The sequence below is a fragment of the Paenibacillus sp. E194 genome (genome assembly GCF_000935845.1).
GTDB classification, from domain to species: Bacteria; Bacillota; Bacilli; order Paenibacillales; family Paenibacillaceae; genus Paenibacillus_B; species Paenibacillus_B alvei_B.
Genome location: NZ_JMDX01000208.1, coordinates 1 through 10,223 on the forward strand (window position 1 = coordinate 1; position 10,223 = coordinate 10,223).

Genomic DNA, 10,223 nt, shown 5'->3' on the forward strand with positions numbered 1-10,223 from the left:
TCCAGCATGTTTTATTAGTACTTTCTCTATAATCTCCGCCTCATCCATTTGTCCTTGCAGACAGCTCTGAGCACTTGTAGTGATGTAGCTGAGTATAGGTCGCTAAACACTCCTTCATAAGCCGGAATTACTTGATCTAACAATGCCCTAGTGTTGAGCTTGGCTTGCACATATAACGATGTAACAAACTCATGCTGGCGGGTAGCGTGTTGAAGTTCCATGTACGACTCATCCCAGATTCGGTGTGGCAAAGCATCTTTCGGCCAAGCTCCATGCATCTGCCTCATCGCTCTTCACCTTACGAAGCCCTATTCCTTTTACTCACTTGGACTGTAGCGGATTAAGAATAATATGATGAATGTTCTTCTGAGTCAGGTAACAAACGACCCCTCGGTGATAATGCCCCCAGCTTCCATAATAACTACCAGCTCCGCTCCTGTCCTTGTTTTTAACTCTGCACACAAAACGCTGAGTCACTCAAACCCTTGCTCGTTATGATAAATCTGTTTCGCTTTTCCATAGGGTTCATTTCTCCGTAAAAAGGCTTGAATGACACTGTTTTCCTTTGATACATCCATTCCTATTACTGGTACCATAATGACCTCCTGAATGATACTCGCCGGCACTCCCACGATGGCCCCAAACCCATAGCTTCGCTTGTGATACGAGATCTTCAATGTCTCAACCAGCTCAAACATGGTCATTGGGGGTAGTATGAGAACAGTTTTTTCCGGGGTTTTCCCCCTAAAAGTCGCACGTACTCCCGGCTACCACCATCTTAGTATACCTACAAAAATAGGCCAACCAGAAATTCCGGTTGACCTAATAATACGAAAAAGCCGCCCAAGAATGAGCGACTTTAGTTTATTTATAAAGTTAATTCGAAAAGAGTATTGCGTCAGTAAACGGCCGTCGCAAAATTGCTGCGCTCTTTGCTATTAAAAGCATGCGTACTTTGTAACTAAAGAGAAAGAACAAGACCATTTTAATGAACTGCTGAAAATCAAGTCAAGATCATGATTAGCCTAAAAACTCAGTAGAGGGTTCTGTATAACCACTTTTCTCTAACTAACTCTTTATTTCGACTTTATACAGCCCTTGAAATTGAAAAGGTGAGCTGCTTTAGCTCACCTTCCTAACTAACATATGTTTTAGAAGTCCGGATTCGTACGAGTACGTCTCAAAGTCCCCCTTGATATACCAAGTTAGTCCTGTCTCCTTGCAATTCGATTCGTGGGAACTAGTCCTTCTTTTTACTGCTTTTATCCTTTCGAACCAACAAAAATAGTGCTGAGGAAACGAACAACAACCGTGAAATTCTAATCGCCAGATTGAACCCCTCACCACCTAAATTACTTATACCAAACAAAATATCAAGTACGGATACTAAACCTGTAATAATAAATATAATCAGTGCCAGTATATACACGTTTAGTTCCTCCTTTATTTGCCTTACAACAGAAAGAAGACAATAGCTCTAGCTGCAATTTCCGCCAACCATTTAGGCAACCCAATATATTCAAAAGCATATGTGAGTCCATCCTCCGCTATGCCCGTAAAGTTAAGCATAACATTTAAAGCTTCCATTAACACTTGATAGCCAAGATAATATTTAAGTTTATCTTTTGCTCCTTCGCTCAATAACGGGATTTTATTCACGTAGTTAGCTATCTGCTCATTCCAAGCCCGAGATCCAACATTCTTGAGTTTTTTGATCAAATCTTTTGCTATTTCTTTTGCAGCTTTACTTTTCCATCCCAACGTGCTTGCTTCACCAGAAGCCTCAACTATTCCAAGATTCGAACCTACGGTTCTGAAAAGATCTACGTAGTCAACTTGTCTCAGTTCCAATTCAATTCTATCAAGTTCTGAAAGATTAGAGTTGTCAAACGCGCTTGGAGTGGTGGCTGTAGGAACAACATTAGCAAATACAGGTGATGTCACAGAGAAAATAATTGCCGTAGACAGTGTTGTGGCCAGAAGACGTTTCACACTAGGTTTCATTGCTGCACTTCCTCCTCTTCATAATTTATCACATTATACCCAGATAATGTGATAAATCTAGTTATATAGCACATTAATTCCATTGTCAACCATTTATTTGATATAATTACTCTCTATCAAATTTTCAATCTTATGTATTAAACTAAGAAAATGGCAGTGATTGTATCAGAACTTTAACACTAAATGTTTACTGTAAATATTTTATTTCGGTAGCATATAAGATCTGCTTCCTATCTAATAACACGTATTCTCGATGAGGCTCCATACATTATGTTTTCTTATCATTGAATATGCTTAAGGCATTTTCGTACATTTGCTGATCGATTTGAAACTTTTCCGTAACCCATTCTCTCAGCTCGTCAGGGTTTAGATGTCTTTCCACCTTCTCATGCTGAAAATATTGCTTTAGCACATTATCGTTCAACGAAGTCGGAATTCCATTGATATAGCCGAAAATTTGAATGTTTTGCAGCATAGGCGATGTATCCCAATTGTTCGCATTCCTAATCAGCGGAGTCATTTTTTCTAATACTATCGGATTGGGATCAAGGGTTTTAGTAGGTCCGGGGTTTCGAATAATCTGAATTTCATTCTGAGATACCTGATAGGTAAAGACTTCCCTTACATTTTTCACTTGAAAAGATTGATACAGCGGGTATGCCTGAAATAGCGGAGCACAATATCCGACATCTACATAGTAAGGTTGATCGAGGTCCACGCGCAAACACAAGTGGCCAGGATCCATGTACATATAAGAAACGGAAAATCCAAGCCTGGATAGCAGCCAATGAAACCCTATTGCATTTGTCCAGCATGTTCCTCCCATCCCTTTGTTCACGATGCGCTCGATGTACGTATCAATAGAAGGGAGGTAGTTTCCTGTTCGATTTCCTTTTTTCCAATCGAGTATTTTCGTCAGCGTTTCCCATCTTACTCTCTCTTGATGCCTCTGAATAAGTTCATTGAGAAACGCCAAGCTAATAGGCTGCTTTTCAACCGACAGAAAATGAAGAAACCGAGCAACTAACGCTTCATGTTCCATAGTGAACTCCTTTCATATGCTTTCGCGATATTTATCCCATTGAACAAGGCGTCTTTCCTATATTTATTATCTCCCTCATCGCTTGTAATTTCCATATTTTCCAGTCTATATTTCAAAAAATGATCTAATTAGAGCTGCAGTTGTAAGAGCGATATTCCCATGTACCCGATGATGGTCGACATTCTAAGCATTCATCTGTTGTGAGCTCCAATACTTCTTCAAGATGACAAATAAGCCACCAAAATGGCGGCTTACTATGTCTGCACTTGATTTCTGTTTGGAAACTTTACGCACTCAGGTTGACCCGGTTTGACCGTTATTTAAATAAGCTATCAGGAACGTAATAAACTTTCTGCGTATTCTTCTTATTTACGGGATCCGTAACGATTGTAAAATATACGTTGCCGTTTTTGGTCTGTACGCCCTCGATTTCATGAGTCCCCACATTCGTAATTTTCACAAGGGCTTTGTACGCTCCAGTGTTTGTCATCATCGCAATCTGCGGGGTTTGACCTTCTGCTCCACCTGATGTATATATTTCTGTACTATCGAGCATATCAGCCCCCTGGAAAGACCCGTTCGGTCTGACTATACCATCTCCCGACTGCGTATAACTGGTCACACAGGCGCTTTTCGCCGCCGTACTATCCATACGAACTTGGTCGTTGCTATCAAGAAGTTTATTCAATGCCACTGTGTCATAAATCGACCAAGTTACAGTACCTTCTTTCGTTTGTACCCGGAAAACCGTATATTTACTATTGCCTCCCCCATCAACACGATAGGTCTCCCCTAATCTTGCACCCGTTTTATTCGCATAATTCATGTAGGTGAACCGATGAAGAGCCGTATAATCAACTGTCGTACCGGCAGAGTATGAAAGTCTTGCCACCTGGAGGGACCAGTAATTCGATGTTGAAGGATCCGCCTTTGAACTGAAATAGAAATAATTGATACCGTTGTATGTATACATATCGAGGGTCTGACAATGTCCAGTGTTGGTAACGGTCATTTCATCCACGTACGTAGCGTCATTTCCGTTTATGAGCAATCGTGAAAGATAGCATGTTCCCCCAGACCGCTGAGTTACATAAAGATACTTATCTGCGATGTAAGCTTTCTGCACAGCCACATTGTGATTCAATCCTTTAAGATTATAAGCGAGCGTTGCCGATGCGCTTACCGTTTTCCCAGGAGTAGCCGCAAAAGCGGGCAAAACAGACATTCCAAAAATAAGAATGGCGAGAACAACAGGTGTGAACATTTTCAACTGTTTTTTCAGAAGATCCAAAGCTTGAACTTGCAACATCCGGATACCTCCATTAAGAAAAATAGTATTGGACGAGATACCATAACATGCAATCGATCGTTTGAAACCACCTTACTCGATTACGAACTAAATTATATTGGGAATGCAAGCAATTTAGAACGAAGGATTTCTGAAAAAGTTCCTAGCAGGGTTGATCAACATTCAGATTCTTTCTCTTCAACGGAACAGGAACAAGTTTGGTATCCATAATGCTCCTATGATCATTTTTATTCCCAGTTGAGGCTTCTTCTTTCTCTTTCAAAATTCAATTGGTATTTCTATATATTCGGATACTCTGGCTTTCAATAACTCGATTAGCTCTTCATCCATATATGTATAATCATCAGGGATATCCAAGCATATTAGTTTCTTGCCATTCAGCTCAAAACTATACTTATCCCTTAATCTTCTGACATGCTTCTTCTCCATCACAAAAATGATATCTGCCCAGCCGATATGACCACCTGTAACCTTAACCCGAGCACCCTCTTCAGTACCTGCCGACCTTACATCATATTCATTCAAAAGATTAAAGATTTTCTCCGCAGTTAAGCTTCTCCATTTATTTCTGCTGCATACGAATAGTAATTTTATGAGTCTTCACCTTCTGTTTTAAAATTTCATTTCATTCGTTACTTCCATTGAAATTTTCCTTACGAGCGGATAAACATTATTTTCATAATCATTTTCTTTGCTTTCTTCAATATATAAGGCTCTTGTTTCTTCTTCCATATACATTGCATGCTCATAAGTGAATAATTTAAATCTACAATCTTTCAACGAACCATCTCTGGGAACAACAATACATCTATAAGTAAAATAATCCCTATTAAGTATACCCACTAAATCCTCAAAGCCAATAGGCTCGTACCAATATATATAATCGTTTGGATTTAAAAGTGTTATATCTTCGAAAACTGGATCTTGGCTTATAAACTTTGTCCGAGCTTTTATGTAATCAATGTCTTCTGGGAACGATTCGAAATTACATGCATAATAAGGGAAAAGTAATTGATCATTTAATCCAACAAAACATTTTATAATTTGTGCTTCAATTTCTTTGGGAAGCCAAAAATTATATATTCCTAATTCTTTGTTTTCGAATTTTAGCATATTATATTACCTCGGAATGTTAATCTTGTGCCAATTAGTTTATCCACTCTCGGTATTTTCTTTACCTACACCTTCATTCATACCAATTTCCGGTTTAATGGGGCTTGAATCTTTCCCGAATGATAATTATGTTTACATTGAACAGGCCAAGTCCGTTCAAACTCACCAAGGGTGCTTAAACTTTTGAAATACCAATAATCCCCGACTTCCATCGGGATCTTTTTCAGTCCAATGAGTCAAATACCCCTCACGAATAGTTATTCCTGACTTTGTATTCTAAGTCAGCACCATCTTCAGACAAATCCTTAAAATTCAGTAAAATTAGACCCGCCTACTATTCCTTAACAATCATATTCCTTAACAATCATTTTGAAGACCAATTTGTCGAAAATCGTTGAGCATCTGATTTAAGACTTTCCCCGTTTTCATGCGGATTAAAATTTGCTCCTGTAGACGTTGGGTGTTAGCCTCAGTCCAAGACCACTTATCATCTAATGCTGCTAATCTATTCAGAAAATCATCTTTATAAATATGGATGTATTGGAGAAACGTATCCTTCTCAAATATTCTCAAACAATAGTATGACTTCGAAGAATCGCCCTCGGGCATACCTCTCTTCGTGGTCATCCTCATTATAAAGAAATCCATTCAACTTATAGGGACAATTATCCTTCGTAAAATGCTTTAGAGCATAATCAGCATGAATCCTGTATTCTCCAAAATTGAGGAACTCCCACTCAGGGACATGTGTGCTATACCTCCTTATCCATTAATTATTATCATTCTTTTTATTTTCTCAAGAATTTGTTCTATTCCATTACTTTGTTCATCTTTGATTGATTCTAACATTGCGATAATATCATCATCATCTAGTGGAATTATTAGCCCTCTATCATCCCTGTACGTATCTGAACACCGTTGGTATAGTAATTCCTTGTTATCAATTGTTCTGCACATTAATATTCCGAATTTCCCCTTATTAAATGCAAATCTTCCAGACAATTGATCAATCTCTGGATTTGCAATATCCTTACTATAATTCTTACATTCTATAAACACATATGGACAAAAAATTTTATTTATCTCTTGTAGCCTTCTGAAGAAACCTGTATTTGCAATGTTATTCATAATAATATCAACACGTTTTCTTCCCTGATGGAGTTTTTCTTCCATAGTTGGATTATTAAGATTAGGATAAAAAAGTATCTCAAGTATTGATTTTACGAACTTATGATATTCTGAAGCATTTTTAGTACCTACTGGAATGCTTCTAATACTAATTATCAATGCATCTACAATCTTTGAAACATCTGAATATCCTGTGAACTCCATAAATTGTTCGTTTGAAATTGATTTAACTACTCCAGATCTCGACTTTCTAAATCTATCGAATAATTCTGGCTTCTTTTGAGTATATTTTCTTAAATAGTCTTTTCTACTTTCAAATTCGCCTTCTGCGATTTGACTACTAATATATTTATCAACATCTTTTTTTGGTAGCGAGTATCTCTCTTTCCCGTTTTTATACTTTCTATATTTCACCAAAGCAGTTCTTCTTCGTAACTGTTCATCTCTTTCTTCTGTCACTACAAAGTTCCAACCGTATTTCTGTGCATTGTATTCAGATAAATATGATACTATTGATTTTGGAACTAGAAGTATCTCCCTTCCGTTATAGAAGAGTAATTCTTCCTTGGAAGTGATCCAATCCTCTTCAACAGGATGCCAGTATGGCAATGTTTCATCTTCTTTAAGTTGTATGCCCCAAATTTTACATTGTTCTTTAGTATAATCAACCAGATGTTTTCGAATAATATTTGTTGTCATGTCTGATAGCTTATCTTTATCTACATCATCTACAAAAATAATAATATCTTCAATATTCTGAACAACTCCTGTTCGAATAGCATCACTTCTAATTATTTCCTTGATTATTTCAGTTGCATTCTCCTCTCCAACGCCTTTTCCATTAACAGTACCTGTTTTACTGATACCTAAACATGTCTCTTTTGGCTCAGACATAAACTGAAATAATTCAATTGCTTTTTCGTTTTCTCCATTTCTAATATGTTCAGCGACTTTAGAAAAAAAGTTCTTAATTGTCCGATCCACTTCAACGGACCAAGGATCTTGTCTAGTTGAAATTAAAAATGGATCGATATAAAGCTGATAATCTCTGCTCATATCAATATCTACGAAATCAAGCTGTATTTGTTCAACCCCAAGATTAAAGGCTTTACTTATTTTCATAGAAATCTCTCCTTAATAGTATGTTTTTTGTTAATCAAATTATCGTTTCCGCATATATGACGTCAACGTAGTCTTTTTACCCTAGCAAATGAATTGATGTATCTTAAACGTGACCAATGAACTGTAGTTAGACTACCGAGTATAAAGATATGTTATGTTCTGTCGAGACTTTTTCGTGATATCTTCCCGCATTTCTTCATTCTTTATTGTCTTGTTAATGTGATTTTTTTAAACATTAGTCATATTAGAGTAATTTTTGCAATGGGTAGAATTTTATGTTACTGCTCATTTTATGATATGTATTCTTATCCTTATAAGCAATTGTTCATCATATATACATATTTCTTTTACTAAACATTCTTTATTCACTTTGTATACAATGAAGTTTTTAACACTAAATAACTACTAACCTATTAAGAGATGTAAAATGGAAGCAATTAGTTTTAAAAGGTTTTAAGGTTTTCAAATAATCTATTTAATTCGAGTTGAATTGTTTTATCCAAATTTTCTTTAGTGCATTGGTAGGTTTCCATTCTTTTATCCGAATTTAATGGATCAAAAATATTTTTAATACTGCTACACAAGCGGTCATTCTTAAAATAATCAAGGTAATCATTATTCCTAAAAGGAGTACTGTGCAATTCTTTTGTGTCAATGATCACACCTTTAGGTTCTAGCATATTTAAAAGCTTTATTAATCCATCATCAAAGGATAGAAAATATGGAAGTAAAAAATCACCCTCTGCCATATAAGACATACTAGACTCCATTACTCTTGGAATCATAAAATCCCACGCAATATTGTCAAGCATTTCAAGGATTTTCTCTTTTTTGGTATTTTGATTAATCTTCCTGAGTATATAAAGATTGGAAGAATTCCTAAAATATTCATATGCCAAAAGAGTTTCTCTTTCAAGATTTAACCCTATATGGTTACTTACAAAATCAAAATATGAGAACATCTTATTATCTGCACTTTTATTATCTTCAAATTTAATTCTCACTATTCCTATTAAAGTAAGTAATATAAATTGCTTTGTAAGAAAGTGCTGATTTAGGAATATTCCACTACCTTCGCTCAAATAATAGTACTCACACAACTCTATTGCAGTACGTTCTGCTGCTTCATCACTTATAAGAAACTCTATTTCTCCAGTTTTTTCATAACACTCTGAATCAACATTTTTAAATAATTCCAAACTCTTAACATTTGCAAGTATTGCTGAATATTGTACTGATTCTTTAACATCCTCAATCCCAATAAGTGTCTTATAACTTTCAAGTAAATAAAAAGTATAATCAAAATTCCATTTTTCCTTTAGAATATCATCTATTATTAAGTAAAAATCATTTGTAATTCCATTCATCGGCAATTTATTAATGAATTTATGAATATAAGTTGCAAAGTTCGAGTCAAACATTACTGTATGGTCTATTGCTATTGGCACATCTCCACCCTTCAGCATACTTGTTACAATGTTTTTACTAAAAAAATATAGTTTCGAGCTTGGAAAATACGGTGCAATATATTTTGAATATTTATTAATTGCGGAATTAATATTATTAGGATTTATATTTCTATCTATATCGTTTGCAATTGTAATTATTTTAAATTCATCTAAAGAGTCTACATGAGTGAGTGCTGCATTAAAAAGAGCCGATAGACTAGTAGCGTTCATAAAATCATGCGCTAATGCTCTAAATCTAATGTTCTTTTCATCATAAAGTTCCATTAAATCCTCTCCTTTGGATACACTTTCTTAATTAATAAATGGCGACTTCAATGATATATATTTCACATACCCATCCTTTATAGATTAATTTGTTCCAAGTTTCTTTACCAAATGTAATGTATAAAATAAATATAAAAATGTTGTCCCTTCCTTTTATGATCTCATATAACTTATATTTGTAATACCCACCACCAATTATCTATCGCACAGGCTGAAATTACCATGTAATTTATACCAGTTCTTTAGTGTGCTTATAAAAATCACTCTTTTTTGACCTAAAAATAGCTTTCATACCTTATTCCAACACAAAAAGACACGCCAATAGTCATGGGATTCCCTGACTATTGGCGTGTCTTTTGACTCATATCTAATTCTAACCTTTTATCTTCTCTTTGTAGTTTCTCTATATCTATTTATCTTTTTAATCTTACTTATATCTAAACTGAAGCGATAGCCTCAGTTCATCCCACTTCTTACTCTTTATCGCTAATCCCGACAACACCTGTTGGGTCTACGCCGAACTTGGCCCCGAAGACATCCTGCATGGAATCGAGTGGCATGAAGAGCTTGCCGTTCTTCACGACTGGTGCTTCCTTCAGCTCGACGAACATTTTAGCTACAGAGGCTCTCTTGTCGCCTTCTTTCAGGGCAATCCATCTCGCTCCGCGCATGAACTCGTATGCGCCAGTCTTCTCGTTCTTTTCAACCTTGTAGCCCAGCGCCTTACCGATCTCCTCGATTGGCACCATGACATTGTGTTCAGTCGTGAATA

Annotated in this window: 10 protein-coding genes; all 10 read right to left on the reverse strand. The window is 36.1% G+C overall.

From position 1 onward, the window contains the following. Nucleotides 1-473: 473 nt before the first annotated feature. The gene (locus AZ66_RS33420; RefSeq protein ID WP_269433125.1) at nucleotides 474-596 is read right to left on the reverse strand and encodes a hypothetical protein; all 123 of its coding nucleotides are present in this window, start codon (nucleotides 594-596) and stop codon (nucleotides 474-476) included. Nucleotides 597-1,240: 644 nt separating this feature from the next. Next, nucleotides 1,241-1,429, reverse strand: a complete 189-nt coding sequence (locus AZ66_RS22305; protein WP_021258673.1) for a hypothetical protein — start codon at nucleotides 1,427-1,429, stop codon at nucleotides 1,241-1,243. Between the two features lie 23 nt (nucleotides 1,430-1,452). Next, nucleotides 1,453-2,004, reverse strand: coding sequence for a hypothetical protein (locus AZ66_RS30140; protein WP_052648777.1), 552 nt, complete (start codon nucleotides 2,002-2,004; stop codon nucleotides 1,453-1,455). Nucleotides 2,005-2,272: 268 nt separating this feature from the next. Then, nucleotides 2,273-3,046 carry an arylamine N-acetyltransferase gene (locus AZ66_RS22315; protein WP_044356860.1) on the reverse strand — a complete coding sequence of 258 codons (774 nt, stop codon included), beginning with the start codon at nucleotides 3,044-3,046 and terminating at the stop codon, nucleotides 2,273-2,275. Between the two features lie 316 nt (nucleotides 3,047-3,362). Continuing rightward, complete coding sequence (locus AZ66_RS22320; protein ID WP_044356862.1) at nucleotides 3,363-4,355, reverse strand: helveticin J family class III bacteriocin; 993 nt, start codon at nucleotides 4,353-4,355, stop codon at nucleotides 3,363-3,365. 258 nt (nucleotides 4,356-4,613) lie between these two features. Then, the gene (locus tag AZ66_RS22325; protein WP_044356863.1) at nucleotides 4,614-4,949 is read right to left on the reverse strand and encodes a low molecular weight protein tyrosine phosphatase family protein; all 336 of its coding nucleotides are present in this window, start codon (nucleotides 4,947-4,949) and stop codon (nucleotides 4,614-4,616) included. 18 nt (nucleotides 4,950-4,967) lie between these two features. Next, nucleotides 4,968-5,468 carry a hypothetical protein gene (locus AZ66_RS22330; protein ID WP_044356864.1) on the reverse strand — a complete coding sequence of 167 codons (501 nt, stop codon included), beginning with the start codon at nucleotides 5,466-5,468 and terminating at the stop codon, nucleotides 4,968-4,970. Nucleotides 5,469-6,230: 762 nt separating this feature from the next. After that, nucleotides 6,231-7,718, reverse strand: a complete 1,488-nt coding sequence (locus AZ66_RS22340) for a hypothetical protein (protein WP_044356866.1) — start codon at nucleotides 7,716-7,718, stop codon at nucleotides 6,231-6,233. A 443-nt stretch (nucleotides 7,719-8,161) separates the two neighbouring features. Then, entirely contained in the window at nucleotides 8,162-9,451 is a 1,290-nt protein-coding gene (locus tag AZ66_RS22345; RefSeq protein WP_044356867.1) for a hypothetical protein, read from the reverse strand. Between the two features lie 473 nt (nucleotides 9,452-9,924). Then, nucleotides 9,925-10,223 (reverse strand): copper amine oxidase N-terminal domain-containing protein (locus AZ66_RS22350; RefSeq protein ID WP_197081753.1); only part of this gene is annotated, 299 nt, incomplete at its 5' end.